This window comes from Pseudomonas wadenswilerensis, from assembly GCF_900497695.1.
Classification (GTDB): domain Bacteria; phylum Pseudomonadota; class Gammaproteobacteria; order Pseudomonadales; family Pseudomonadaceae; genus Aquipseudomonas; species Aquipseudomonas wadenswilerensis.
Window position 1 is genome coordinate 533,840 of sequence record NZ_UIDD01000010.1, and the last position, 25,667, is coordinate 559,506.

The following is a 25,667-nucleotide window of genomic DNA, read 5'->3' on the forward strand; positions in this document are numbered from 1 at the left end:
GACTGACACTCCTTCAGGCTCGGCCTCATTGGGCTTCTAGTTCTTTGCCGCGGGTTTCCGGCAGGCTCAGTGCTGCCAGAATTACCACTCCGTAGGACACCGCGGCAAATCCGCCGATGCCCAGGCCCAGGGGGATCTTCTGGCTGAGCAGGCCGATCAGCAGCGGGAAGAACGCTGCCAGGGCACGGCCGATGTTGTAGCAAAAGCCCTGGCCCGAGCCGCGGATGCGGGTGGGGAACAGTTCGGTGAGAAACGCGCCCATGCCGCTGAAGATCCCCGAGGCGAAGAAGCCCAGTGGGAAGCCCAGCCACAACATCACGCCGTCGCTGACCGGCAGCTGGGTGTAAAGCAGGACAATGATGAACGAGCCGACGGCAAACAGGATGAAGTTCTTTTTGCGCCCCAGCAGGTCGGTCAGGTAGGCGCTGATCACATAGCCGATGTAGGAGCCGAAGATCACCATCGCCAGGTAGCCACCGGTGCCGAGCACACTCAGGCCGCGCTCGTTCTTGAGGAAGGTCGGCAGCCACGAGGTGATGGCGTAGTAACCGCCCAGGGCGCCGGTGGTCAGCAACGAGGCGCGAAGGGTGGTGAAGAGCATGCCCGGGGCGAAGATTTCATAGAAGTGCGAAGGCGCTTCGGTCTTTTGCGCAGCCTTGGCCTGCTGGTAGATCTCCGGGTCCTTGACCAGGCGCCGGACGAAAATCACGAACACCGCTGGCACGATGCCCAGCAGGAACAGCGCACGCCAGGCGTCTTCGGGCGGCAACAGCGAGAACAGCACGGCATACAGGATCGCCGTCAGGCCCCAGCCAATGGCCCAGCCGGACTGCACCATGCCCACCGCCTTGCCGCGGTCCTGGGCGCGGATCACTTCACCGATCAGCACCGCGCCAGCCGTCCACTCGCCGCCAAAGCCAAAGCCCATCAGGGTGCGGGCAATCAGCAGCTGTTCGTAGTTCTGGGCAAAGCCGCAGAGGAAGGTGAAAAACGCGAACCACAGCACTGTCAGTTGCAGGGTGCGCACGCGGCCGATACGGTCAGAGAGGATACCGGCAATCCAGCCACCGAGGGCCGAGGCGATCAGGGTGCTGGTGTGGATCAGTCCGGCCTCGGCGGTGGTGATGCCCCACAGGGCGATCAGGGTGGGGATGACGAAGCTGAGCATCTGCGTGTCCATGCCATCCAGGCCGTAGCCGATCTTGCAGCTCCAGAAGGTCCGGCGTTCCTGCTTGTTGATGTTGCGGTACCAGTCGAATGGCCCCGCCACTGACCTGGCTTTGACCTGTTGCTGCACGCCCGATGGGTTCATGGTTGCCTCAGCTTGTTGGTATTGTTTTAACGACGACAACATGTGTCGCGGCCTGAGGATCATTTTTCGACGGGTGCGGGTTGTCGTCCAACGAGAAAAACCAGCTGTCTGGCATAAGAAAAACTTGATCAGTGAGCGCGCCATGAACCTCAAATTCCTCGAAACCTTCGTCTGGGTCGCCCGGCTCAAGAGCTTTCGCCTGACCGCCGAAAAACTCTTCACCACCCAGGCCTCGATCTCCAGCCGCATTGCCGCGCTGGAGGCCGACCTCGGGGTCAGGTTGCTGCTGCGCGACTCACGGGGCGTGAGCCTGACCCCGGAAGGCAGCAAGGTGCTGGAATACGCCGAACAGATGCTCGATACCGCCAAGGCCCTCAAGCAATCGCTGGACAGCGACCGGGCCAAGGTCGGGCGGATTCGCATCGGCGTGATGGACACGGTGATCCACACCTGGATGAGCCCGCTGGTCTCGGAGCTGATGGAGCGCTACCCGCAGGTGGAGATCGAACTGGTCGCCGATACTGCACTGAACTTGCGCGAACAGCTGCAAAAAGGCTTTCTCGATGTGATTCTGCAAACCGACCTGTTGCGCCAGGAAACGATCCGCAGCCTGGACCTGGCGCGCTACCCCATGGGCTGGATCGTCGCCAGCCAGTCGATCTACAACCGCGACTACGCGTCGCTGGCGGACCTGGCCCGCGAGCGCATCATCACCTTCTCGAAGAACTCGCGGCCCCACCAGGAAGTGCTCAGCCTGTTGCAGGCCGAAGGCGTCGGCGCACCACGGCTGAACTGCGTGAACTCGGTGGCGGCGATTACCCGCTTGTTGCGTGATGGTTTTGGTATCGGCGCCCTGCCGCCAGCGCTGGTCAGCGAAGAGCTGGCCCGTGGCGAACTGATTCTGTTGCCGCTGGCCCGGCAACCACCGAGCCTGGAGCTGGTGGTGGCCTGGCAGACCGGCGTCGAGCTGGTCGATGAAGTGGTGCAGCTGTGCCGCAACGTGCTGGAGCGCTACGCTCGCGATGCCGGGCCGCAGCGCATCGTGCTGGTTTAGCGCCAGCTCTCCTGCACGGCCTTGCGTCGCCCGCCGAGTGCCACCCAGCCGAGCAACAGCAGCAGGCTTTCGACCACCAGCGCCAGCACCAGCGCGCAGCTCAGGCCCCAGGCCAGGGCTTCGGGGTTGAGAAGGATCTGGTAGCGATAGCCGTTGAGGGTTTCTTCGCGCAGTTGCGGGTTGGCGGCCGCCAGCACATGCCAGGTTTTTGCCAGCCACGGGCCTTGGAGAATCTGCCACTCCTGCTCGAACTGGCGGTTGCGGATCAGCAGGCTTTCAATGCTGTTGGCATCGCTGGTGAACACCGGATCGTCGCTGCTGCGGTAATGGCGCACCAGCGCCTGCAGGTCGCCGTTGAAGAAACGTCTGGCGGTGTCTTCAAAGCCCTTGAGGCCCTCACGGGACTCGAGCAGGTGCGCCTCGACCCGCTGGCCGTAATCGACGATATAGCCCGGAACCTGCAGCCCGACCAGCAAACCGCAGGTAAACAACAGCAAGCGCAGGTAACTTCTGAACATGGACTGATCCTTAGCTGGCCTGACCTTCGGCGATGCATTCGCCACGGCGCCACAGGGCCCACTGGCCAGGCTCGTAGCGGTGCCAGGTTTCGTTCTCGGTGAGGGCCTCGGTGGCGATCACCGTGACCACATCGTTAGGGGTGGTTTCGGCCTGGAAGTCGACGATCACGTCGACGTCCTTCAGCCGTGCCGGGCCGAACGGCGCACGTCGGGTGATGTGCACCAGCTTGGTCGAGCAGAAGCAGAACAGCCAGTCGCCATCGCTGAACAGGCAGTTGAACACGCCCTTGCCACGGTATTCGGCACAGGCCTCGACCAGCACCGGCAGCAACTGCTCGACCTCAACCGGCTCGGGGAAGGCTTCGCGCACGCGGTTGAGCAGGTCGCAGAACGCCGCTTCGCTGTCGGTGTCGCCAATCGGCCGGTAAAAGGTCGCCTGCCCCTTGAACTCACCGAGCTGACCATTGTGCGCAAAGCACCAGTTGCGGCCCCACAGCTCGCGCACGAACGGATGGGTGTTGGACAGGCAGACCTTGCCGACATTGGCCTGGCGAATGTGGCCGATCACGACTTCGCTCTTGATCGGGTAGCGCTGCACCAGGTTGGCGACTTCCGACTCGCAACTGGCAGCCGGGTCCTGGAACAGGCGCAGGCCACGGCCCTCGTAGAAGGCGATGCCCCAGCCGTCACGGTGCGGGCCGGTGCGCCCGCCGCGCTGCATCAGCCCGGTGAAGCTGAAAACGATGTCGGTCGGCACATTGGCACTCATGCCCAGTAGTTCACACATGCTTGGCTGCTCCGGGCAATCCTACAGACGCGGCTCGACCCGCGTGCCACTGCCGCCCAGCGGCGCTGCAGGTGGCGGGTTACGGTAGCGGTCGCTGCGGTCGGCGGCGAACGGCTCATCGCTCACAGGCTCGTCGGCATCACGCTGGGCGGCCGCTTCGGCCTGCTCGCGGCGGGCCTTGGCGCGCCGCTCAAGCGGCCAGCGGATGAGCACGAACAGCGCATACAGGGTGAACGCGAGCATGCCGTACATGGCCAGGTCAGCAGCGGCGCGCAGGGCGTTGTTGCCGACCTTGAACAAGGTATCGAGGGCGGCGATGGCGATGGCCGGGGCGAATTTTTCCTTGACCGGGTCGACGATGGTCGGGGTCAACAGCAGTACCGCCATCAGCACCCGCAGCGGCTCACGCAGCCAGCGCCACATCCATGAGGTCAGGCGAAAGCCCACCAACAGGCATCCCAAGGCGGCAAGGGCGTAGAGGCCCCAGGCGAGCAGATAGTCGTTCTCGGTCATGGTGTCCGTGGCAAGCTAGGCAAATAGATGCTTATGATAAACACTTTTCCGCGCGCAGGCGCCCCCCAGCCAAGAGAACCCCGCATGTCCGCAGACGCCACCGCTCCCCGTGCCCCGATTGCCCGCAAGGCCGAAGGTGCCGATCCCTATGCCTGGCTGCAGCAGCGCGATACCCCTGAGGTGCTGGCTTACCTGACCGCCGAGAACGCTTATCAGGAGGCACAGCTGGCCGATCAGGCGCCGCTGCGCGAACAACTGTTCGAAGAGATCAAGGCGCGCATCCTCGAAACCGACCTGTCGCTGCCCTCGCCCTGGGGCCCGTACCTGTACTACACGCGCACCACGGCCGGTGACGAATACGCCCGCCATTACCGCTGCCCGCGCCCGGCCGATGATTCCAACACGGTTGATGAAAGCCGCGAAGAGCTGCTGCTCGACCCTAATGAGTTGGCCAAGGGTGGCTTTTTGTCGCTGGGCGCATTCAGCATCAGCCCCGACCACCAGCGCCTGGCCTACAGCCTGGACACCACGGGCGACGAGATCTACACCCTGTACGTCAAGGAGCTGGCCGACGGCGCCATCGAGCAGCTGCCGTTCGAGGACTGCGACGGCAGCATGACCTGGGCCAACGACAACCAGACGCTGTTCTTCGCCGAACTGGACGACACCCACCGTCCGCATAAACTGCTGCGCCACCGCCTGGGCAGCGGCGTGGTCGACGCGGTCCATGAAGAAACCGATGGCCGCTTCTTCCTGCACTGCTATCGCGCCAGCTCCGAGCGCCAGCTGATCCTGCTGCTCAACAGCAAGACCACCAGCGAAGCCTGGGTGCTCGATGCCGAACACCCCGAGCAGGCCTTTACCTGCCTGGCGCCCCGGGTCGAGGGTCACGAGTACTACCCTGACCACGGCCAGCTCGAAGGCCAGTGGCGCTGGTTTATCCGCAGCAACCAGGACGGCATCAACTTCGCCCTGTACCAGGCTGTTGCCGACGTAGTGCCCACCCGCGAGCAATGGCAACTGTTGGTGGCCCATCGCGACACGGTGATGCTCGAGGGCCTGACCCTCAACGCCAGCGCCCTGAGCCTGAGCCTGCGCGAAGGCGGCCTGCCGATCATCGAGGTGCACCCGCAGGGCTTGCCGGCCTACCGCGTGGAGCTGCCGGATGCCGCCTACAGCCTGTACGTGCAAGACAGCCTGGAGTTCGTCAGCCCGCGTATCCGCCTGCGTTACCAGTCGCTCAACCGCCCGCCCCAGGTGCGCCAGCTGGAGCTGGCCAACGGCGCCCAGCAGGTGCTCAAGGAAACCCCGGTGCTCGGCCCGTTCGACCCGGATGCCTACGTCAGCCAGCGCCTGTGGGCCACCGCCGCCGATGGCACCCAGGTGCCGATCAGCCTGGTGCAGCGCCGCACCGACGTTGGCAAGCCGGTGCCGCTGTACCTGTACGGTTACGGCGCCTACGGCGAAAGCCTCGACCCGTGGTTTTCCCACGCCCGCCTGAGCCTGCTCGAACGCGGCGTGGCCTTTGCCATCGCCCACGTGCGTGGCGGCGGCGAGCTGGGTGAAGCCTGGTACCGCGCCGGCAAGCAGGAGCACAAGCACAACACCTTCGGCGACTTCATCGCCTGTGCCGAGCACCTGATCGCCCAGGGCGTGACCCGCGCCGAGCAACTGGCGATCAGCGGCGGCAGTGCCGGTGGCCTGCTGATCGGCGCGGTACTCAACCAGCGCCCCGAGCTGTTCAAGGCAGCGATTGCCGAAGTGCCGTTCGTCGACGTGCTCAACACCATGCTCGACCCCGAACTACCGCTGACCGTCACCGAGTACGACGAATGGGGCAACCCTGAAGAACCCGAAGTGTACGAGCGGATCAAGGCCTACGCGCCGTATGAAAACGTCCGTGCCCAGGCCTACCCTGCCCTGCTGGTGATTGCCGGTTACAACGACAGCCGCGTGCAGTATTGGGAAGCGGCGAAGTGGGTGGCACGCTTGCGGGTGACCAAGAGCGACGACAACCCGCTGCTGCTCAAGACCGAAATGGGCGCCGGCCACGGCGGCATGAGCGGGCGTTACCAGGGGCTGCGCGATTTGGCGCTGGAGTACGCGTTCGTATTTAACGTGCTGGGCGTGGTGTAAATCGGAAAATTTGTTGTCTGATCCACCAAATCGCCGGCAACGCCGGCTTCCACAAATCCTGTGGGAGCTGGCCTTGCCAGCGATGGGCTGCGCAGCAGCCCCAGAACAGACACCATAAATCTAAAAGAACGACGCCAATGCCTGAACCCACCCACCTCAACAACGAAATCCGCGACATGCTCATGGATTGCGGCCTGTTCGACCCGTTGCTGCCTGGCGACTTCCAGGCCGCCGCCGGTTATTTCAGCATCAGCAGCATGAGCGAAGGCACGGAAATCTTTCGCGAAGGCGACGCCGGCACCTTCATGTGCATCATCCACCACGGCGTGGTTTCGGTGCGCAAGACCGATGCCGAGCAGCGCCAGGTCGAAATCGCCACCCTGCGCAAGGGCCGCGCCTTCGGTGAAATGGCCGTGCTCGACGGTGAACGGCGCTCGGCCAGCTGCATTGCCGCCAGCGACTGCCAGTTGCTCAACCTGGGCAAGGACTCGCTGGAAAAGATGCTCAACGACGCCCCGAAGATCGCCGCCAAGATCATCCGCGCCCTGGCCGTGGCCCTGTCCCGGCGCCTGCGCATGCAGGACGGTCAGCGCCTGGCACAGCAGGTCTAGTTGCCCTTGCCCTTGCTGTTGTCCGGGTTCAGACCGGGCAGTGGCTGGTCCTTGGGCGGATTGGGCACCGGCATCGGCGGTAGCAAGGGTGCCCCCGGCCGGCTGTCACCCGCCCGGGGAATAGTGCTCGGCGTCACCTGCGGATACGGCGTTGGCGTCGCCGTGCCCGGCGCACCCGGCACCGGCGTGATCAGCCGAGGCTGTACGTCGGCAGCCACGGCAGGTTGCAGGCTGGCACAGATCAGTACGGCAATGATCGAGTAACGCATGCACAGGCTCCTTGAGGGTCCTGCCTACAGGCTACTCCCACGGCGCACGGTTTGCCTGTCCGAATTGCCCGCCATCGGGCTAAACTTCAAGGCATAACCGTAACAAGCCCGAGAAAAGGTAATCCCATGAGTTCGTCATCCTCTGCCGCCGCCACCGCACGGCTAGACCGCATCCTCGCCGACGCCAAGCGCGACAAGGAAATGGGCTACCGTGACAAGGCCCTGCGCATGTACCCGCACGTGTGTGGCCGCTGCGCCCGCGAGTTCGCCGGCAAGCGCCTGAGCGAGCTGACCGTGCACCACCGTGACCACAACCACGACAACAACCCCCAGGACGGCTCCAACTGGGAACTGCTGTGCCTGTACTGTCACGACAACGAGCACTCGCGCTATACCGACCAGCAGTACTTCAGCGAAGGCTCGACCAGCAGCCCGAGCATCGCCAAGGCCACCCACAATCCGTTCGCGGCCCTGGCAGGCATGCTGAAGAAGGACTGAAGCCGCCCACAGTTGCCGGCAAGCCCGTATAATCGCGTCTTTTTTGCGAAGGGCCCCGGCACGTGGCGAACAAACGGTACAGCTGCATTGGTCTGTTCAACCCCAAGTCAGCAGAGAACGTCGGTTCGGTGATGCGCGCTGCGGGTTGCTACGGCGTCAACTCGGTGTTCTACACCGGCAAGCGCTATGAGCGCGCCCGCGACTTCGTCACCGACACCAAGCGTGTGCACTACGACATCCCGCTGATCGGCATCGACGACCTGCAGAAGATCATCCCCCTGGGCTGCACGCCGGTGGCGGTGGAACTGGTCGACGGCGCCCGGCCACTGCCCGAATACACCCACCCGGACCGCGCAATCTACATCTTCGGCCCTGAAGACGGCTCCCTCGACCCGAGCGTGCGCGCCTGGTGCGAAGAGACCATCTACATCCCGACCAACGGCTGCATGAACCTTGCCGCCACCGTCAACGTGGTGCTCTACGACCGCCTGGCCAAAGGCCTGAACACCCGCTCCGGGCCGAAATTCAAGTAAGTCGAATGAACAGGCCGGCTTGCCCGGCGGTCTGCTGTAGACCATCGTCCCTACTGGAGAATGACCATGTCCGAGAAACAGAGGCTTATCCCGGCCAATTCAGCGCATATGGCCAGCGAACATAACGTCCACGGCTGGGAGCGCGCAGGTTCCGTCGCCACCGGGGTGATCATGGTCGGCAAGGGCCTGCGCCGCGGCGGCGTGTTTGGTTTGATTCAGGTGGCCATCGGCGGAGTTGCCCTGGCCCGTGGCATCACCGGCCACAGCTCGGTGAAAAGCCTGATCGAGCGCGGCCGTAGCGATCTCGATAACATCCGCGCCAAAATCGAACGCAGCGGCGCCGAGCTGCAAGCACTCAAGGCCAACGCCGAAGCCGCCACCCGCGGTACCACGGTGACCGGCAACGATGCCCTGAAAGACCCCAAGCCTTAACGCAGCAGCTTGCTCTGCAGCACCTCGGAAGATCTACCCAGCACGCTTTCGCTGAGCTGGATGAACTCCTCGGTGCTGACGCTGTTCAGGCGCATCATCGCCCGGGTGACATCATCCAGCGAGCGCTGGTTATGGGTGTGCAGGCGGATTTCCTGGTCCAGCGCCCGCAACAGCAGCACGCCACGGGCGATCACCGCGCTGTCGACCTGCTCGCCGCGCAAACTGCTGACCTTCTTGCCACTGCGCTCAAGGCTCGCCTGCTGGGCCTGATAGCGCTCCTCGGTCATGCCTCCGGCGCGGCGCAGCAGTTCGCTGGCGTAATACTCGGCCAGGCTTTCACCGATCCAGTCGCTGTCCTGGCGGTCGTTGATCTGCGCGAACACATGCACCAGTTCGCGCAGCACCGGGCTTGAGCCGTTCTCGGCGACCAGCGGGCGACTGCTGTGCAGGTATATGGAGTTGTGCCCGGCCCGGACGCCACGCCACAGCTCGTCCCGGGCGCCAACCAGCAGCAGCTTGGGCGGGTTGCGCGGGAACACCGCCTGCAACTGCGGCCAGACGAAGGTCAGCAAGGTCAGGTTGTCCAGGCGCCGCATGGCCTGCCCTTGCGGCGCGGCAACGCTGACTTCGGTTTCGCCCAGGCGCGCGCGGCGGGTGCCGATGGTTCCGGCGAGCATCCAGCCGGTCGGGCGGTCGAACAGGCGCGAGACGTTGTCGATGCGAAAGCGGTTCTTGCCAATGCGCGGCCACGGGGTCTCGACACTTTTCCAGCCCTTGGGCAGCTCGAAGCTCAGGCGCGCCACCAGTTCGGTGCCGTCGTGCTGGTCCAGGCGGGCCGGGGGCACCAGATCGTCACCACGAAACAGCGCCCAGTCCGGGGTCATGCGGGTTTCATAGGCGCCGCCCTTGAGCCGCTGGCTCAGGCGCACCTTATAGGTCAGCTGGCTCTTGCCTGGCGCCGGTTGCCAATGGCCGCGCTGATCATCGCCCTGCACCTGCCATTGGCCATCGGCCTGAAAATCGCTGTAGGCGCCGTCCTTGCCCAGGTCGAAGTCCAGGCTGCGCACTGTCGCCCCATCGGCCAGGGTAAGGCGCACCTCGGCCTGCTCGCTTTGCGGCAGCAAGCGCACGTGGTAATCCAGATCGACTTTTTTCGCCCAGGCCGGCGAACTGGCCAGCAGGCCCAACACCAGCCACCAATGGCAATGCACACGCATACAGAAACTCCTTGTTCCCCCAAACGCGATACCCGACAAGCCTGGGCGGCTCAACCGGCGCGGAAAATCAGATAGTCTTCCCAGTCGTCTTCATCGACGCTGTCTTCGCTGAGCATGCGCCCGGATTGTGAAATCCGCTGCTTGTGCACCTGTTCGCGGTCACCGCAAACCAGGTGGTGCCAGTCGGGCAGGTCCTTGCCCTCGCTGACCAGGCGGTAACCGCAGGTGGTCGGCAGCCATTTGAACTGGTCGGCCTTGCCTGGGGTCAGCTGAATGCAGTCCGGTACGATCTGCATCCGCTGCGGATAATCGCTGCACTGGCAGGTCTTGAGGTCCAGCAACTTGCAGGCGATTCGCGTGTAATAGACGCTGTTGTCGTCTTCATCTTCAAGCTTTTGCAGGCAGCACAGGCCACAGCCGTCACACAGCGACTCCCACTCCTGCGGGTCGAGTTGCTCGAGGGTTTTACGCATCCAGAATGGATTGGCGTTGGCAGTCATGTAACGGGTGTCCTGTTTCAATTCGTGCGCGGCGGCGCGGCGGCGCCAGTCTAGGGCCTGTCACCGGCCATTGCCAGACCGCTTGTCAGCGCTGATGCGACACAGTAGTTTGACCAGCGGTCACCACCCCAACTCTCAGGAACTCAAGATGAGTGCAAATCCTCGCGTTGCCGATCACGCCATCAACGAACAGTTCATCCAGCGCTGGTCACCGCGCGCCTTCACCGGCGAGCCGATCGACCAGGCCACCCTGCTGAGCTTCCTTGAGGCTGCCCGCTGGGCACCTTCGGCCTACAACTCGCAGCCTTGGCGCTTTCTCTATGCCCGCCGCGACACGCCGAACTGGGAACGCTTCCTCGGTTTGCTCAACGAGTTCAACCGCAGCTGGGCCCAGCATGCGTCGGCGCTGGTGATCATCATTTCCAAGACCAGCTTCACTGCACCGGGTGCAAGTGAAGAAACTCCGGCCCTGTGGCACACCTTCGACACCGGCTCGGCCTGGGGCCACCTGGCGTTGCAGGCGAGCCTGAGCGGCTGGCACACCCACGGCATGGCCGGTTTCGATCAGGAACTGACCCGCAAGGAGCTGAAGATTCCCGAAGGCTACGCCCTGCACGCGGCAGTGGCGATCGGCAAGCTGGGCGACAAGTCGACCCTTGCTGAAGGCCTGCAGGCGCGGGAAGTACCGAGCCCGCGTCGGCCGTTGAGCGAGTTGGCGGCTGAGGGTGATTTCAGCCTTTGATTTTTCGGGCTGTCTTGCAGCCCATCGCTGGCAAGGCCAGCTCCCACAGGGTCAACGGTGCCTTCAAACCTGTGGGGGCCGGCGTTACTGTTAGTAGCCGCGCTGAAAGTCCACTTCCCCACGCAACCCTTCACCCGCCTGATACGCCCGCAGATTCTCGACAAACAAGCGCACCATCGCCGTCGGCGAGGTCGGTGCCGAGCTGTGCCCGGTCAGCAGCAAGCCCCAGGCAGTCCAGAACGGATGACGTTGCGGCAGCGGCTCCTGCCGACAGACATCGATCACCGCACCTGCCAGATGGCCTTTCTTCAAAGCCTCGACCAGGTCGCCATCGACCACCGCCACGCCGCGCCCGGCATTGATGAACAAGGCCTCGGGGTTGAAGCGCTGGAACAGCGCGGCGTCATACAGGTCATGGGTCGCCGGGGTGTCGGGCAGCAGGTTGATCACATAATCGACCTGGCCGACCAAACGCCCCAGGTCCTCAAGACCGGCCACTTCGATAAACGGCGCCTGCTCGCGCGGCTGGCTGGCGATACCGTACAGCTGCACGCCAAACGGCAGCAGAAACTCCGCCACCCGTTGACCGATATCGCCGGTCCCGACGATCAGCACCCGCCGCCCTTCCAGGCTGCGCCCCGGACGCTCATCCCACTTGCGCTCGACCTGGCTGACCAGGCGCGCCAGCACCTCGCGCTCGTGGCCGAGCATGTAGGTGAGCACGTACTCGGCCATGACCTGGCCAAAGATGCCCACCGCCCGGGTCAGGCGGTAGTCACGCTGCAGGCCGTCAGCCAGCAGCGGCGTAATCCCGGCCCAGGTCGATTGCAGCCACTGCGGCTGATGGCCCTGGCGCAACAAGGTTGCCAACAGGTCCGGCTGGCCCAGCCACACCGGGCTGTCAGCGGCCAGCCGTGCCAATTCGGCCGAGTCACCACTGTTCAGGACTTCCAGGTCCGGTGCCGCCTCGCGCAACAGGCGAGCGTAGAGGGCATGATCCTGTTCAGCGATCAAAACACGCATGTTCATAACAACCTTGGATAACGGCAAAGGCCGCCAGCGGAGGGCGGCACTACAGCGAAAGGGCGGTCAGACCGGGTCGTTGCGACGCAGCAGCTCTTCGGGCAAGTGCTCGATGTACTCGTCCTCGGCCGGTGGCATCTGCAGGTGATAGCCCTGCTGTTCGAGGTTTTCCAGGACCTTGGCGATATCCTCGCGGGCCAGCTGGCGCTCCGGGGTCAGCACCAGGTCGAAGGCATGCACCGGTTTGCCGAAGAACGGCAGCAGGCCTTCGGGCACGCGCTCCAGGCCGTCGGCCTTGAGCACGTACAGGTACATTTCGTTCTTGCGCGGGCTCTTGTAGATCGAGCAGATACGTTTCATGACTGGTCTCCGGCGCCCGCCAGGCAATCGAGCAGCGCCTGCCCCATGCGCTCACGGCGCCAGCCGCGCAGCGACTCGGGGAGTTGATAGGGTCCGTTGGGGTAGCCACTCTTGAGCAGCAGTTCCAGGGTTTTCTTGCGCAGCATCAGCTCCGGGGCGATGTTCAGGCGCTCGGCCTCGGCCTGGCCGATGGCGCGCAGCTGCTTGAGCAGCGCCGACGCTTCGATCGGCAGCGGCTCGGGCACCGCCGGCGGCCATTCAGATGGCGGCAGGCTGGCAGCCTGCTTGATCAGGCCGAGCAGGAACTCGCCATCCTGACGGATGGTACGCGGGTGCATGTCTTCGATCTTGGCCAGCGCCGACAGCGAATCCGGCTGGGTGCGGGCCATCGGCCACAAGGCGTTTTCGCGAACGATGCGGTTACGCGGCAGGTCGCGGGCGCGGGCTTCGCGTTCACGCCAGGCGCACAGCTCGCGCAGTACCGCCAGTTGCGCGCGCGACAGCTTCCAGGCCAGCTTGGCATCGCGGTACAGCTCATACGGGTCGATCTCGCGGCGCAACTGGGCAACCAGTTCGGCACCGTCTTCGAGCACCCAGGCATTCTTGTCATCCGACAACTGCGGGCGCAGGCGCTCGTACAGTTCGGCCAGGTGCACGGCGTCTTCGGCGGCGTAGCTGACCTGGGTTTCCGACAGCGGGCGTTGCAGCCAGTCGGAGCGGGTTTCACCCTTGGGCAGGTCGATGCCGAGCACCTCCTGGACCAGGCGCGAATAGCCCATGGAGAAGCCCAGGTTGAGGTAGCCGGCGGCCAGCTGGGTGTCGAACAATGGCGCCGGCAAGCTGCCGGTCAGGCGTGACAGCACTTCGAGGTCTTCGCTGCAGGCATGCAGGACCTTGATCACCTGCGGATCTTCAAGCAGGCCGGCCAGCGGCTGCCAGTCGCCTATGCGCAGCGGATCGATCAGGTAGGCCCGTGCCCCGTCACCGACCTGGATCAAACCGGCTTTCGGATAGAAGGTATCGACCCGCATGAACTCGGTGTCGAGTGCCACGAAGGGCAGCGTGCGCCACTGCAGGCAGTGCTCTGCCAGGCTGCGATCGTCGCAAATCCAGTGAATATCGATGGCCACAAGGCTCTCCCACAAACAATGGCGCGCAGTATATACGGCGCAGGCCATCGTCGGGAAACCACTCGACCGCTATCCCTGCCGCCGCTACCGCATCGGTGATCAGTGCCTGGCCAACATCGGCCGGCAGCTGGCAAACAGGTCCAGTTCGGGCTTGTACAGGTTGGTGTGCACCTGCAGCAGGCCGAGCATGGAATGAAACAGGTTGTCCTGGCTCAGCGGCTCGTTGCGGACCTTCTGCAGGCAGTCGCTATCGACGCCGAAGCTGGCTTTGTAGCTGTCGGAAAACCACGCCAGCAGCGGCACGTGCTTTTGCTGTTCCGGTGCCAGCATGTAAGGCGTGCCGTGCAGGTACAGGTTGTACTCACCGAGCGATTCGCCATGGTCGGACAGGTACAGCATGGCGGTGTCGACCTTGTCCTGCTTGCTGCGCAGGAGGTCGATCAGCGCGGCCAGGACATGGTCGGTGTACACCAGGGTGTTGTCGTAGGCATTGACGATGCTGTCCTGGCTGCACTGGTTCAGGGCATTGCTGCGGCACACCGGGGTGAAGCGCTCGTATTCTTTCGGGTAACGCTTGTAGTAGTCCGGCCCATGGCTGCCCATCTGGTGCAGCACCAGCACGGTGTCCTGTTGCAGGCTGTCGATGAAGCTGTCCAGGCCCTTGAGGAGGATTTCGTCGCGGCACTCGTCATCGGCGCACAGTGCCGGGTCCTTGAGGTTGCTGACATTCTCGAACACCACCCGGTCGCAAGTGCCCTTGCAGCCGGACTGATTGTCGCGCCAACGCACCGCGAGCCCGGCCCGCTGCAGCACATCGAGCAGGCCTTCCTGGTTTTTGGCGGTGCTGGCGTCGTAATCCTTGCGGGTGAAGCCAGAGAACATGCACGGCACCGACACGGCGGTTTCGGTGCCACAGGAGTGCACATCGGTGAAGGCGATCAGGCCCTTTTCCTTGCTCAACTGTGGGGTGGTATCGCGCCCGTAGCCGAGCACCCCGAAGTTCGGCGCGCGGGCGCTCTCGCCGACCACCAGCACGGTCAGCGACTTGCGCGAACGTTGCTGCCAGGCGACGTCGAGCTTGGCGTCCTCGCCGATGGCGCGAAACGGCGTGGCGGCGCTGCCGACCCGCTCGCCGACATAGCCCAGGGAGGCACCGACAAAATTGCTCGGCACCAACATCAGGCGGATTTCATGGTGATTGCGAAACAGCGAAGCCAGGCCCTGGTAATTAATCAGCGCAACAGTGCCCAACACCACAATACAGGCGACACTGGCGAGTAACTTGCCGAACAACTCGCGGGCCCAGTTTCGGTATAAAACCGGTGCCTTGTACAACAATATAGACGGCAAAACACCTAACACAGCGATATATAAAAAAAGTTTAATCGAGAGCAGGTCACGCACTTCCGTGGCATTGGTCTCCATGGCATTGCGCAGCATGCCGACATCAATCATTACGCCGTACTGGCTCATGAAATAAGCCACCCCGGCACTGACCATGAACAGGGTGATCAGCAGCGGTTTGAGCAGCATCCGGAAGGCCAGCAGGGTCAATACCAGGTTGAACGCACACAGGATCATCACGCCAAAGGCCACACGCAATAACAGGCCGTGCGCATCGCTCGCAAGTACCGACGCCAGGTGTTGCCACAACAATGAGTTGAAGCCGATCAACAGGTACAGGCTGGCAATCAACGTGACCCATTCGGCCCGCAGGGGTTTGACCTTGAACATGACGATTCGCTTATTTGAACGGCGGGAACAGTGCCCTTGCGGCACCACCTGGAAACTGCCCGAACTTTAAGTAGCGAGTCATCAATTTTTTGTGAAAAAGACGCCAACAAATAGTCGGCTGGCGTCTATTTAAAAGACGTGTTCAGCCTGTGTTCAGCCAGACGATTATTTACGCTGGCAGATGCACTTTTGAATAAGAATCGCGATCGATATCGATCACCTCGACGCACAGCTGGATGTCCAGCCCCGGCGTGCTCGGAACGGCCTCCTTGAGCACCTCCAGCAGGCTGGCCGACAGTTGGCGTTTGATCTCGGCGGAGCGACCGCTGAGGATTGCCAGCTTGATGTGGGCGAACGCGCGTTCCGCAGGGGCAACACCCACCCGAAAACCGGCCAGGGCCACGGCGCGGCTCTTGATGTCCAGCTCTTCGGCGAACTGGCCGCTGCCCACCAGGGCATTGTTGAGACGCAGCAACAGGCGGTCGACCTCAAGGTTTTTCAGGTTGTCGCTGTATTCCACATGAAGATGAGGCATTGCACGGAGTCCTGGGGTGGGCAAATGTTGCAACAGACTACCCCAGCCCCGAAACCCGGCAAAGACGACTATCCTCTAAGTTCATGACTTCCACCCCACAAACCCCGGAGAGGTGAAGAAATGCCGGTCAAGCACGATTTGCTCGCAGACTTGAATCTGACCAAGGAACAGTTCATCGAGAAGAAACAACACGACCCGCGGCTGAGTCAGCTGCATGAAGACTACAACAGCAAAGACGCCGAAGTCGTCGATGCCGAGAACAAAAGCGCCGCCGATGACACGGTCACCCGGCTGCGCAAGGAACGCCTGAAGATCAAGGACGAGATCGTCGCCCATCTGAAGTAAACCCTGTAGGAGCGGGCTTGCCCCGCGATCGCGATCTACCTGCCCCATCGCATCGCGAGGCAAGCTCGCTCCTACGGGCAGCCCTTATGGCCGCGCCCACACCACCGGAAACCAGTCCTCGCGCATGCGATCGCCGGTCTTCAGGTCAATCCCTGGAAACGGCGGCGAGGTCCGCCCAGGGCGCTGGATATAGCGCACATCATCACCCATGAAGCGGGTCGAGAAGGCCCGGCGGCGATTGCTGCCGATGTTGCCGGCTGCACCATGCACGGTACGAAAATCGAACACCACCGCGTCCCCCGGTTCCAGCTCCGGCGAGAGGATCTGGTACTCGCCGTTCTCCACATCCGGCATGTCCATGAACAGGCTTTCCCCGGAACCTGCATCGCTGGCGCCATAGAAATCCTTGTTGCTGGCCCAGCTTTTGGGCCGCACCGGCTTGGGCCAGCGATGGGAGCCGAGCACCACGCTCAAGGTGTTGTGACGGCTGACCGGGTCCAGCGGTATCCAGTAGCTGGCGGTTTGCAGGCCGTCGACGCAGTAGTACGGCAGGTCCTGGTGCCAGGGCGTGGGCTTGGAGGTGCCCGGCTCCTTGACCAGGATATGTTCATGAAACACCTGCACTTGCCGTGACTGCATCAGCGCTCCGGCAATCGCCGCCGCCGGCGAATTGAGCACGAACGCCTTGAACGCCGGGATGCGTTGCCAGTTGCAGTAATCCTCGAAGAAGCGCCCGCCTTCGCCACTGCCGACGTTCTCGATGGCAAAGGCGCTGGGCGCGGCCAGGTTCTGTTCAAAACCTTCGCGCAGGGGTTCGATCCAGTCACGGAACACGCCACGCAACACCACTGCACCGTCACGCTGGAACTGTTCGATATCGGCATTCATCGGGGCCACCTCTCTTGTTGTAATGAACAAAAGTATTGGGCGGCCCCGCGCGGCCGGTAAACCACAGATTACCTATGCGCCACTATAGGCAATCTGTATGGCGCGCCGGTTGTCAGCCCGCCACCTTTGGCCGGTTAATGGCCCTGCCTGTGTCCTACGGCGCCTTGCTATCCAAGAATAAGAACAACGAGGAGTTACCTGGGATGAACGAAAACAGCACCGCCATGCGGCGCGGTCTGAGTACCCGCCACATTCGCTTCATGGCGCTCGGTTCTGCCATCGGCACCGGGCTTTTCTATGGCTCCGCAGCCGCCATCAAACTGGCCGGCCCTTCTGTGTTGCTCGCTTACCTGATCGGTGGCGCGGCGATCTACATGATGATGCGCGCCCTCGGCGAGATGGCCGTGCGCAACCCGGTGTCCGGCTCGTTCGGTCAATACGCCAGCCAGTACCTGGGGCGCTTTGCCGGCTTTCTCACAGGCTGGAGCTACGCCTTCTCGATGCTGGTGGTGTGCCTGGCAGATGTCACTGCCTTCGGCGTCTACATGAGTTTCTGGTTCCCCGACACGCCGCGCTGGATCTGGGTGCTGGGCATCGTCTTCTTCATTGGCGCCCTCAATCTGTGCAGCGTCAGGGTGTTTGGTGAACTGGAGTTCTGGTTGTCGCTGCTGAAAGTCACCGCCATCGTCTCGATGATCCTCGCTGGCGCGGCCGTGCTGATGTTCGGCATCCAGTTGGGCGGCAGCGGCGAGCCCCTGGCAGCGGTGAGCAACCTGTGGAGCCATGGCGGTTTCTTCCCCAATGGCGTGGGCGGCATGATCGCCTCGTTCACCGTGGTGATGTTCGCCTTTGGCGGCGTCGAGATGATCGGCATCACCGCCGGCGAAGCCAAGGATCCGCAACGGGTGATTCCACGGGCGATCAACTCGGTGCCGCTGCGCATCCTGCTGTTTTATGTGTTCACCCTGTTCGTGCTGATGTCGATCTATCCCTGGTCGAAGATCGGCAGCGAAGGCAGTCCCTTCGTGCAGATCTTCAGCGGCCTGGGGATCGGTTCGGCAGCCACGCTGCTGAACATCGTGGTGATCTCGGCAGCGGTGTCGGCGATCAACAGTGACATTTTCAGCGCCGGGCGGATGATGTACGGCATGGCCCACAACGGCCAGGCACCCGCCAGCTTCGCCCTGCTGTCGCGCTTCGGCGTGCCGTGGATGACCGTGGTGGTGATGGCCGTCGCCTTGCTGCTGGGGGTGGTGCTCAATTACCTGGCCCCGGACAACCTGTTCCTGATCCTCGCCGCCGTGGTGACCTTCTCGATCGTCTGGGTGTGGCTGATGATCCTCCTGTCGCAAATCGTCATGCGCCGCGGCATGAGCGCCGACGAGGTGGCCAGGCTGCACTTCCCGGTACCGCTCTGGCCAGTCGGCCCGGCCTGTGCGGTGGTGTTCATGCTGTTCATCTTCGGCGTGCTGGCCTGGTTCCCGGACACGCGCATGGCCCTGTACGTGGGCATCGGCTGGCTGGCCTTGCTGTCGCTGGGCTACTGGCTGTTCGTCGCCCGCCAGCCGCTGGCAACGCTGGCAGATCCGGCCAGCCGCTGATCAGGCCGGAAACTGCTCGCTGGCCCAGTCGAGGAAGGCCTGCGCCGCCGGAGAGGGGCGCATGGCGCTGGACTGGGCCAGCACCACCGGCTGCGGGCTGACCGCTTCCAGCAGCGGCCGGCAGGCCAGGGGTTGGCCGTCATAGCTGCAATCGGCCACCGGCCGGGTGCAGGACAAGGCCACGCCATAGCCATGGGCGACCAGCCCGCGCTGCATCTCGAAGGTCTGGGTCAGTTGCAGGCTTGCCGGTTGCAGGTCGTGGGCCCAGAACAGCGACAGGAAATACTCGCGGGTCCTGGCGATGTCTTCAAGGATCAGGCATTCATTGGCCAGGTCCACCAGCGACACCCGCTCCTGCAACGCCAGGGGGTGGTCCGCCGGCAGCAAGGCGTAAGGCGTCAGCTGCGCCAGCACGCGTTTTTCGATCGGCGAATCGAGCCCCACGTCATAGGTCAGCGCCAGCTCCACCTTGCCATCGGCCAGGCGCCGATTGACCTCGGCAAGATCGGCCTCGAACAGGGTGATGGTGACTTCCGGATGGCGCCGGCGAAAGCCGCTCAGCAGGCGTGGCGCGTAATACGGCCCCAGGTCCTGGAAGCAGATCAGGCTCAAGGCGCCGCGCACCACCTGTTGCTGCTCGCCCTTGCCGCCGATTGCCGTGGCCAGGTTGAGCATATCGCGCGCCTGCTCGAGCAATTTGCGCCCCGCCGGGGTCAGTTCCAGGCCACGGCTGACCTGGCGATGAAAGAGCTTTTCGCCCAGGCTCGCCTCCAGCTGCGACAGCGCCAGGGACACCGACGGCTGGGAAATGTGCTTGGTTCGCGCTGCAGCGCTGACACTGCCCTGCTCGGCGGCAGCGACGAAATACTCCAGCTGGCGGAAAGTGAAGCCGATCATCGCTATGCCCCCTCCGGGATGCTTGAACCAACCGCTGCGCCGTTATCCCGCCAGGGCCGGGCTCAACGCCGCTGGCGTACGCCAGGGTATATCGGCCCAGGCGCCGCTGCCGGGCGTCAGCAACTGGTGCAGATGCTGCTCGTTGAACACTTCGCCCAGCGAGTCGACGCGAAACGCCGCGACCCACTGCTCGCGCCCCAGCTTATAGGCCTTGCCGAAATCTTCCCAACTGTCGAAACAATCCTGCGCCCGCTGCGCGTTGAGCAACAGCACGCGCCAGGCGAGCTCGGGCTCGAGCCAATGCATCAGTACCCCACAACGGACCAGAAACGCCACCCGCGCACAGGCAAAGGCCATGGCCGCACGCGGCTCATCGCTGGCCGTCAGCCCTTGCAGGTCGAGGCTGTACCATTGCTGTTCGAGGGTAGCACTGAAGTGCGCACGCACCGCCTCGTCATTGGAGTTGCTGCGAATCCCGGCCTGGTGCAGCAACGCCGCCCGCACGATCGTCTGGGCCTGTTCGGTGAAGTGGTCGCACGCTGGCGAGTAAAAGCCCTCGACTTCCATCGCATCGGCCATGGGCCTGGCCAACAGCAGCGACCAGTGCTTGCGTTGGCTGAACAACGGCGCGGCCCCGCGCGGGCGGAATGCACGCCACAACAACCAGGCTGAAATAACAGCCGCGATAAGCAAAAACATGCCGCTCTCCTTACCTTGCCCGGGTCTGCCAGGCCTGGATTTCCTCGGCCTGGGGCGGCGCCATGTCTGGCCACGGCACGCCTTCGGTCAGGTACAGCGGATCATCGGGCAGACGCTGCAAGCGCTTGCTGAAGATATGCCGGGTGGCGTATTTGACCGACACCGCCTGCGGGGCAACCTGCAAGAACTGCTGCGGCTGACGCCCGGCCACCAGCCACTCGACCATGGCTGACGGCGCATCGAGGCGCTCGTACAGCTGGGGGTAGCGGGCCACCAGACGGGTCTGGGCGGTCGGGTCGCTGACCTCTTCGATGCGCAGCCAGCCGGCTTCGGTGCGCACGATGCCGATGGCGATACAGTCAGCGGGCGTCTGCTGGTCGGTGCCCAGGGCATTCAGGCACTGCAGCAGGTCCTGGTAATAGCGCTCGACCGGCGGCCGGTTCTGCTTGCCCTTGACCTGCTCGACGGTCAAGCTGCCGTCGGCCTGGACGATCAGGCTGATGGTGATGTGTGGCTGGCCCTGGCCGTCGCGAAAGCTGAACACGCGCATGCGCCGCTGCTCCACCGCTTCGGCATAACGCTCGCCGTAGCCGCCGGTCAGGGCGCGGCGATCGGCGAACTGGCCCAGGCAGTGGCGCATCACATAGCTTTCAAAGGCCATTTCAGCGCGCAGCAAGGCACTGTCGGGGCGCAGCTCCTGCAAGACGTGCTCAGTGGTGGTCACCAATGTGGCCAAGGCCTCGGGCTGGCTTTGGCGCCAGCCCTGCTCGACCCGCGCGGCCATCTGCGCGTGTTCCTTGTCCCACAGCGCCAGCGCCTGGGGGCAGTTGATGCGATCGAGCTTGCCGGCCAGCGCAGTGCCCTGACGCGAGGTCAGAAACTCCACCAGCAAGGCCTCCTGCGCCAGCAGTGGCGCCTGCTGCGGATCCACCCAGACCAGGGGCGCGAGCGCCTGCTGCGAGCCTTTACCGGCGTCGCTCAAATGCCTGGTCACCCATGGCGGCGGTTCGCCTCCCAGCACTTCGACAGCCTGCTCCAGGGTCAGGATCCGTCGCGCCGGCTCGAAGTTGCCGACCAGATGACGGTAGAAATGGTTGAGCAACCATCTGCCCACCTCCGGCGCATCACCACGGGCTTTGCTGCGTTCGGCAATGCCGCGCTTGAGTTGATCGGCATTGAGTGCGTTGCGCGGGGCGTAACCGGACTGTCGCAGCTCCGGTGTCACTTCCATATCTGCCACCAGGCCTTGCCTGCCGGTTTTTCCGGTGCCTGCAGCTCGGCGATGCTCTGGCGGAAGAGCTCATTGTTGCCCTGGTCGACGGCGTTGTCCGGATCACTGCGCAGGATCGAGCGCTGGTAGTAGGCTATGGCCTCCTCCTTGCGCCCCAGGCCCTTGAGCACATCGCCGGCGCAGCCCAGCAGCGAGCTCTCGTCGCGTTCGTTGATCTGCGGCGCATATCGCAGCCACAGGCTGGTGGCCGCCTCCGGCAGGCTGTAGGACAGGTACATGGCCACTTTCATCCGCGCGAACAGCGGCGAGTACTCCAGGTCCTTGTCGCTGATTTCGCGCTCTTCCTGCCACTTGAGGATGCGCTCCAGCCAGATCAGGATTTCGCGTTCGCGGTCCAGGCGGTACAGGGCGCGGCTGACTTCCAGCAGGTACTCTTCCGGGTCGTGGCGGCTGTAGCCATAGTCGGCTGCGTAGTGCCAGAGCTGCTCGGCGGCTTCGGCGATGCCCGCGTCATCCCCCAGCTCAATGCGGTTTTGCAGGGTGCCATGATAGTGCTCGGCGAACGGACTGGCGGCAATGCCACGGGCATGCAGCTCCAGGGCCTGCTCATACATGCGCTGGTCGTTGTAGCAGCGGTAGTTGATCGCCAGGTTGTTGCAGAGCATCGAGTACATGTGCGCACAGGCATCGTAACGATGCCCGCGACCGGTGGCGAAGCATTGCTCCATGCGAGCCTGGCCGTGTTCGTAGGCCAGCTTTTGTACTTCGCGCAACAACGACCAGGCCTGATCTGCCTCCTCACTCGAGAGCTTCTCGACTTCCACCTCGACCAGGTCGTCGATGTTGCAAGCGAAACTGTAATAGTTCATGCCACCGGCCATTGTCGGCAGCGGTTGGCGCAAGGCATCGACAATGCCGAACACACTGGCATGAGCGCTGAACAGGCTGTAGGCGCTGCGGTGGTCTTGCATATTGCCGGCCGAAACGGCCTCGCGCAGCATCGTAAGTTCAGTGTTGGCGTCAATGCGCCCGGCCTGGCGTTCACGCACTGCCAGCAGGCGGTTGATCCAAGGGTGGTTCGGCGCGCGGCGGCGGGCTTCTTCCAGGGCCAGAGCGAAAACGTTGTCGAGCTGCTCAAGGTCATCGCGGGCAGCATGCAGCGCATCGAGCAACGGGCCCAGGGACGGCGTCGACTCGTCGCGCCATGGCAGCCCGGAAACAAACCGCTCCAACACCTTTTGATCATCACAGGCGCGCATCACGCACAACGGCCACCACGCCGACTGGTCCTCGGCATCGAGCAGGCGATCGTGTACCCAGTAGGCAGTGCCCGGCCACATCTGGCTGCGAACTCCATAGATTTCCATGAATGCACGCTGCCCGGCGTCGTCGATCTGACCGTTTTCAAGCAACCAGGGCAAGTGGAATTCGACAAAGTTGTCACTGCCGCTGGAGTCCAGTTCCAGGGTCGCCACCTCACAGATTTTCAAGGCGCCGGGCAGGTCGCCCTGGGCCTTCAATGAGCGTGCAGCCAGGCGCGCCAGGCGCACTTCCCACTCCCGGCGCTGGGGCAACGACAGCTCGGCGATCAACTGCACTACAGGTTGCTCGAACATCGCCAGGCGCAACGGCACGATTTCGATCAGCGCATCGCCCAGCCACAGCCAGTCGTTGCCGTCGACATCCTGACCTTCGCCAGCGGTACGCAACGCGGTAATTGCCGCCAGCGCCGCTTCGCGAGCCTCTTCGTCACGCTCGTGGGCAGCCAGCACCCGCGCCCGGCGCCGCTGCTGGTCGGCATCGTCCCAGGCCCGCAGGGCATGGCGGCCGGGGTTGATCAACGCCAGGGTGTGACGCACCTCGATGGCCTTGAGGGCGACGTCGAGGGTGGTGTGCTGCAGATCGTCGAAAATGCGGTAGCGCCGGTACTGTTCGATATCGAACGCCAGCGCCTCGTTGCTCAGTTGCTGCAGGGCGTCGAGGGCCTGCAGCAGGCCTTGCTCGTCTTTGAGGTAGTTGCACAGGCGCAGCTGGTAGATCAGCAGGTTGACCTTGAGTTCGTTGCGCGCCTCTTCTGGCGTCGCCTCGATCAGCGCCTGGCCGTCGTCGGCCAGCACCGCCCTGGAGGCTTCGGCGTCACCGGCGTTGACCCACAGCACGTGCAGACGGTCGATCGATTCCAGCGAGGCAGCCTTGAGCGGCTGGACGCGCAGCTGGCCCAGCAGGTAATCGGCACCGTGTTCCTGATGCTCGACCTCAAGACGGTCCATGAATTGATCCAGCTGAATGCCGGACAGCACGGTGCTGTTTTGCGTCATCGTGAACTCCATTTGCGAATGACTTGTGCATCGCCCGGTGCCCCGTACTGGCTCTTCAAGGAGACGACGGGTACCCGCATACGGCTGCACTCAACAGGCAACGATAGCGAAAGGGATCGGGCGATACAGCGGGGGTGCTGCACGCTACCAGTTGGCGTTTGAAAAACCAAGAGCGTGCAGGTGATAGAAGGCTCAGGGCGTGGTCAGGGTAATCAGGAAGGTGCCGGAAGTGACAGGCTTGCCGGAGACATCCACCAGGGCGTACTGCTGATGGTAAAAACGACCCGTCTTGCCGCTGTCGGCCACCAGCTTGACGTTGACCGGAGCGTGATCGGGGGCACTGACCGACGCTTGCGGCTCGACCCTGTGCAAATCGATCCGGGTGCCCCGCACCTGCGCCGGGCAGTCATTGAGGTTCAAGGCGCCTGCCTGGGCTGAAGCCGTGCAAGGCGACTCGACGACACTACCGGTGAAATTGATCACCCCCTGGGCGATCGGTGTCTCAGCCACGCAGGCCCCGCTTGCGCCCAACAACAACCCTGCAGCGATAGCAACATACTTGCGATTCATGCTGACACTCCGGCGATAGCGGTTAGTACCTCAAGTATCGGCCAGGCGCAGAAAAATCTAAGGATTGTCTGATAGGCAAAGGCGCGCTTTGCCAAGCGCGTCGCAGAACGGTGTAAACAAGCGCCGACCGGTTCGTCAACCCGCCTCCCGAAGCCTATGGTTAAACATTGGCGGGTGGTTGAGACGCTCAATCAGCGGAAACGAAAAAGCCCCCGGACCTTTCGGTCAGGGGGCTTTCTCTTGTATGGCGGAGAGATAGGGATTTGAACCCGCCCGCAACGGAGTGCAGGCCGTTATAGGCCCGAATTTGCTGGACCTAGTACACTTTATCTCGGGCTGCAACGGCATATAGCGGCCCCAGTTTTGCCCTAAATTTGCCCTAAGAAACCGCTCTCCCCAGCGCGCGCGCACATGCCTCAATGCGGCGGAGCTCCCATTTTTTGCGTGGACCATCGCCAGGCCTTACACTGTACAAGAATACAGTCATGCGAGAGCACCAATGCCTACAGACGAAGACCACATTCAACCCGTTCGATTGGCCCTGGACGAAGAACAGAGAGAAACAATGGAGTGGCTTATGGAGCACCTGCCACTTGGCTTTCGTGGTGCCCATTGCGCCGAAGCGCGCACGATGCTTGGATGGAGCATCGAAGCTTTGGCATTCCGTTCGGGGGTATCACCAGGTGCGATTAGGCGCCTGGAGAATGGGGCCGAGCTGCGCCGCGTCACGATGCAGGCCCTCGCCTACGCTCTGGAGGCAGAAGGATTTTTCTTCCTTCCAGGCCACCAACCAATGCGAGGAGAAAATTTCAGAGGCGCCACAGCGTGCCCCAGAACCAGGGATGACTTTCATTTGATCGAATGATCATCAACCAGGGGCAAGCACCCAGTGAACAGTCAGCCACTGAGCAAGGCCAGAAGCCCTGGCTCGCTGGAGCGGATCGCTGCTCAACCCGAGACGCCTGAGCACTCAGCCAAGCCTTACTCAAGGCTCTTAGCTCATGGCCGTCTAGGTTTGACAGCATTTGATCTCCTCAAAATTTAGTGCCTAGCTGTAAGCGCCGCTATCACCAAAATACTGTATATACAAACAGCCAACCTCCGACACCTGCCTGGCTATTAAGGTGGTAGCAGGGAAGCTGTCGCCGAAAAACTAAGAAATTTCTTATGTTCTCAGTGTCTGATGGTAGCTAGAGTGCCTCCCCTCCGTAATC

28 protein-coding genes are annotated in these 25,667 nt (G+C 63.1%); 10 read left to right on the top strand and 18 right to left on the bottom strand.

What is annotated here, in order from left to right; translation table 11 throughout:
* Positions 1-25: 25 nt before the first annotated feature.
* Positions 26-1,312 carry an MFS transporter gene (locus CCOS864_RS21320; RefSeq protein ID WP_095161868.1) on the bottom strand — a complete coding sequence of 429 codons (1,287 nt, stop codon included), beginning with the start codon at positions 1,310-1,312 and terminating at the stop codon, positions 26-28.
* A gap of 142 nt (positions 1,313-1,454) precedes the next feature.
* Here CCOS864_RS21320 and CCOS864_RS21325 point away from each other — a divergent pair, with 142 nt between their 5' ends.
* Entirely contained in the window at positions 1,455-2,366 is a 912-nt protein-coding gene (locus tag CCOS864_RS21325) for a LysR family transcriptional regulator (protein ID WP_095161866.1), read from the top strand.
* Here CCOS864_RS21325 and CCOS864_RS21330 read toward each other — a convergent pair.
* From CCOS864_RS21330 to CCOS864_RS21340, 3 genes are read right to left on the bottom strand one after another with little or no spacing between them, the layout of a single operon-like run.
* Positions 2,363-2,884: a DUF2937 family protein gene (locus tag CCOS864_RS21330; protein WP_115088251.1), complete on the bottom strand. Its 522-nt coding sequence runs from the start codon at positions 2,882-2,884 to the stop codon at positions 2,363-2,365. The two genes, CCOS864_RS21325 and CCOS864_RS21330, sit on opposite strands and share 4 nt — an antisense overlap.
* A gap of 10 nt (positions 2,885-2,894) precedes the next feature.
* Complete coding sequence (locus tag CCOS864_RS21335; RefSeq protein ID WP_095161862.1) at positions 2,895-3,671, bottom strand: class II glutamine amidotransferase; 777 nt, start codon at positions 3,669-3,671, stop codon at positions 2,895-2,897.
* 21 nt (positions 3,672-3,692) lie between these two features.
* Complete coding sequence (locus tag CCOS864_RS21340) at positions 3,693-4,184, bottom strand: MFS transporter (protein WP_095161860.1); 492 nt, start codon at positions 4,182-4,184, stop codon at positions 3,693-3,695.
* A gap of 84 nt (positions 4,185-4,268) precedes the next feature.
* On the opposite strand from CCOS864_RS21340, the gene CCOS864_RS21345 reads away from it, so the two are divergent.
* Complete coding sequence (locus CCOS864_RS21345) at positions 4,269-6,320, top strand: S9 family peptidase (protein ID WP_115088252.1); 2,052 nt, start codon at positions 4,269-4,271, stop codon at positions 6,318-6,320.
* A gap of 137 nt (positions 6,321-6,457) precedes the next feature.
* Positions 6,458-6,931, top strand: coding sequence for a cyclic nucleotide-binding domain-containing protein (locus CCOS864_RS21350; RefSeq protein WP_115088253.1), 474 nt, complete (start codon positions 6,458-6,460; stop codon positions 6,929-6,931).
* Here the strand turns inward: CCOS864_RS21350 and CCOS864_RS21355 are convergent.
* Positions 6,928-7,200 (bottom strand): hypothetical protein, encoded by a 273-nt coding sequence (locus tag CCOS864_RS21355; RefSeq protein ID WP_115088254.1) that lies wholly within the window; start codon positions 7,198-7,200, stop codon positions 6,928-6,930. The two genes, CCOS864_RS21350 and CCOS864_RS21355, sit on opposite strands and share 4 nt — an antisense overlap.
* A 126-nt stretch (positions 7,201-7,326) precedes the next feature.
* On the opposite strand from CCOS864_RS21355, the gene CCOS864_RS21360 reads away from it, so the two are divergent.
* From CCOS864_RS21360 to CCOS864_RS21370, 3 genes are all read left to right on the top strand, one after another.
* Positions 7,327-7,698 carry a YajD family HNH nuclease gene (locus CCOS864_RS21360; protein ID WP_038996595.1) on the top strand — a complete coding sequence of 124 codons (372 nt, stop codon included), beginning with the start codon at positions 7,327-7,329 and terminating at the stop codon, positions 7,696-7,698.
* Between the two features lie 62 nt (positions 7,699-7,760).
* On the top strand, positions 7,761-8,231 hold the full coding sequence (locus CCOS864_RS21365) for an RNA methyltransferase (protein ID WP_010223125.1): 471 nt from the start codon (positions 7,761-7,763) through the stop codon (positions 8,229-8,231).
* 66 nt (positions 8,232-8,297) lie between these two features.
* Complete coding sequence (locus tag CCOS864_RS21370; RefSeq protein WP_115088255.1) at positions 8,298-8,663, top strand: YgaP family membrane protein; 366 nt, start codon at positions 8,298-8,300, stop codon at positions 8,661-8,663.
* Here the strand turns inward: CCOS864_RS21370 and CCOS864_RS21375 are convergent.
* Both CCOS864_RS21375 and CCOS864_RS21380 read right to left on the bottom strand, forming a co-directional pair.
* Positions 8,660-9,880, bottom strand: a complete 1,221-nt coding sequence (locus tag CCOS864_RS21375) for a hypothetical protein (RefSeq protein WP_115088256.1) — start codon at positions 9,878-9,880, stop codon at positions 8,660-8,662. The genes CCOS864_RS21370 and CCOS864_RS21375 overlap by 4 nt on opposite strands.
* A 50-nt stretch (positions 9,881-9,930) precedes the next feature.
* Entirely contained in the window at positions 9,931-10,380 is a 450-nt protein-coding gene (locus CCOS864_RS21380) for a YcgN family cysteine cluster protein (protein ID WP_045193480.1), read from the bottom strand.
* Positions 10,381-10,528: 148 nt separating this feature from the next.
* On the opposite strand from CCOS864_RS21380, the gene CCOS864_RS21385 reads away from it, so the two are divergent.
* Positions 10,529-11,122, top strand: a complete 594-nt coding sequence (locus tag CCOS864_RS21385) for a nitroreductase family protein (protein ID WP_115088257.1) — start codon at positions 10,529-10,531, stop codon at positions 11,120-11,122.
* A 90-nt stretch (positions 11,123-11,212) separates the two neighbouring features.
* Here CCOS864_RS21385 and CCOS864_RS21390 read toward each other — a convergent pair whose 3' ends face one another.
* The 5 genes from CCOS864_RS21390 to CCOS864_RS21410 form a co-directional block, all read right to left on the bottom strand.
* Complete coding sequence (locus tag CCOS864_RS21390) at positions 11,213-12,145, bottom strand: D-2-hydroxyacid dehydrogenase (RefSeq protein WP_115088511.1); 933 nt, start codon at positions 12,143-12,145, stop codon at positions 11,213-11,215.
* A 66-nt stretch (positions 12,146-12,211) separates the two neighbouring features.
* The gene (locus CCOS864_RS21395; protein WP_115088258.1) at positions 12,212-12,505 is read right to left on the bottom strand and encodes a YcgL domain-containing protein; all 294 of its coding nucleotides are present in this window, start codon (positions 12,503-12,505) and stop codon (positions 12,212-12,214) included.
* Positions 12,502-13,635, bottom strand: a complete 1,134-nt coding sequence (rnd, locus tag CCOS864_RS21400; protein WP_115088259.1) for a ribonuclease D — start codon at positions 13,633-13,635, stop codon at positions 12,502-12,504. The genes CCOS864_RS21395 and rnd overlap by 4 nt, the downstream gene beginning before the upstream one ends.
* Before the next feature lie 99 nt (positions 13,636-13,734).
* A complete protein-coding gene (locus CCOS864_RS21405) occupies positions 13,735-15,369 on the bottom strand; it encodes a phosphoethanolamine transferase (protein ID WP_115088260.1) in 1,635 nt (544 codons plus the stop codon).
* 169 nt (positions 15,370-15,538) lie between these two features.
* Positions 15,539-15,904 carry a 5-carboxymethyl-2-hydroxymuconate Delta-isomerase gene (locus tag CCOS864_RS21410; RefSeq protein ID WP_115088261.1) on the bottom strand — a complete coding sequence of 122 codons (366 nt, stop codon included), beginning with the start codon at positions 15,902-15,904 and terminating at the stop codon, positions 15,539-15,541.
* A 120-nt stretch (positions 15,905-16,024) separates the two neighbouring features.
* On the opposite strand from CCOS864_RS21410, the gene CCOS864_RS21415 reads away from it, so the two are divergent.
* A complete protein-coding gene (locus CCOS864_RS21415; RefSeq protein ID WP_115088262.1) occupies positions 16,025-16,249 on the top strand; it encodes an HP1242/YdcH family protein in 225 nt (74 codons plus the stop codon).
* 84 nt (positions 16,250-16,333) lie between these two features.
* Here the strand turns inward: CCOS864_RS21415 and CCOS864_RS21420 are convergent, their stop codons facing one another.
* A complete protein-coding gene (locus CCOS864_RS21420) occupies positions 16,334-17,137 on the bottom strand; it encodes a phytanoyl-CoA dioxygenase family protein (protein WP_115088263.1) in 804 nt (267 codons plus the stop codon).
* Between the two features lie 203 nt (positions 17,138-17,340).
* Here CCOS864_RS21420 and CCOS864_RS21425 point away from each other — a divergent pair, with 203 nt between their 5' ends.
* The gene (locus CCOS864_RS21425; protein ID WP_115088264.1) at positions 17,341-18,738 is read left to right on the top strand and encodes an amino acid permease; all 1,398 of its coding nucleotides are present in this window, start codon (positions 17,341-17,343) and stop codon (positions 18,736-18,738) included.
* Here CCOS864_RS21425 and CCOS864_RS21430 read toward each other — a convergent pair whose 3' ends face one another.
* From CCOS864_RS21430 to CCOS864_RS21450, 5 genes are all read right to left on the bottom strand, one after another.
* Complete coding sequence (locus CCOS864_RS21430) at positions 18,739-19,635, bottom strand: LysR substrate-binding domain-containing protein (protein WP_115088265.1); 897 nt, start codon at positions 19,633-19,635, stop codon at positions 18,739-18,741.
* Between the two features lie 42 nt (positions 19,636-19,677).
* Complete coding sequence (locus tag CCOS864_RS21435) at positions 19,678-20,334, bottom strand: DUF1266 domain-containing protein (RefSeq protein ID WP_115088266.1); 657 nt, start codon at positions 20,332-20,334, stop codon at positions 19,678-19,680.
* Between the two features lie 10 nt (positions 20,335-20,344).
* Complete coding sequence (locus CCOS864_RS21440) at positions 20,345-21,565, bottom strand: hypothetical protein (RefSeq protein WP_115088267.1); 1,221 nt, start codon at positions 21,563-21,565, stop codon at positions 20,345-20,347.
* Entirely contained in the window at positions 21,556-23,883 is a 2,328-nt protein-coding gene (locus CCOS864_RS21445) for a hypothetical protein (protein WP_115088268.1), read from the bottom strand. The genes CCOS864_RS21440 and CCOS864_RS21445 overlap by 10 nt, the downstream gene beginning before the upstream one ends.
* 192 nt (positions 23,884-24,075) lie before the next feature.
* Entirely contained in the window at positions 24,076-24,453 is a 378-nt protein-coding gene (locus CCOS864_RS21450) for a type 1 fimbrial protein (RefSeq protein WP_115088269.1), read from the bottom strand.
* A gap of 631 nt (positions 24,454-25,084) precedes the next feature.
* Between CCOS864_RS21450 and CCOS864_RS21455 the strand changes: the two genes are divergently transcribed.
* Positions 25,085-25,318 (top strand): helix-turn-helix domain-containing protein, encoded by a 234-nt coding sequence (locus CCOS864_RS21455; protein WP_244211943.1) that lies wholly within the window; start codon positions 25,085-25,087, stop codon positions 25,316-25,318.
* Positions 25,319-25,667 lie beyond the last annotated feature (349 nt).